Source organism: Bradyrhizobium sp. NBAIM08, from assembly GCF_020193935.1.
In the GTDB taxonomy this organism is placed as follows: domain Bacteria; phylum Pseudomonadota; class Alphaproteobacteria; order Rhizobiales; family Xanthobacteraceae; genus Bradyrhizobium; species Bradyrhizobium yuanmingense.
Map to the genome: position 1 here is coordinate 1 of NZ_JADYVR010001053.1, position 398 is coordinate 398.

Consider the following 398-nt stretch of genomic DNA (forward strand, 5'->3'; position numbering starts at 1 on the left):
GAGACAGCTGGTCTACTGATTGGATGTTCAGGCCAGAGCTGCGGTTGGTTCGACCCATGGAGGACCGCGCGCGGGTGGAAGTGCCGCGGTTTGGGCCGGAGGAATGCGCCGGGCGGTTGGTCGAGATTTCGGGCAACGCGGCGCTGACCGTCGCGGTGGGCCTGCTGCGCAAAGCGCAGGAAGGCGGCGAGCCGGCGGCGTGGGTGACCCGGCCCGATACCTGTTTTTTTCCGCCCGATGTTTGTGAGAGCGGCGTCGATTTGAACGGCCTCGCGGTGGTGCGGGTCGATGCGCGGCGCGCACCGCGCGCGGCCGAGCGCTTGTTGCGATCGGGCGCGTTCGCGATCGTGGTTCTCGATCTCGGCAAACACGGCGACCTGCCGCTGCCGATGCAAGGG

Annotated in this window: 1 protein-coding gene; it reads left to right on the forward strand. The window is 68.1% G+C overall.

Annotated elements, in window-relative coordinates:
* Nucleotides 1-56 precede the first annotated feature (56 nt).
* The coding region (locus I6F37_RS43425) for a hypothetical protein (protein ID WP_225154900.1) at nucleotides 57-398 on the forward strand (342 nt) is incomplete at its 3' end.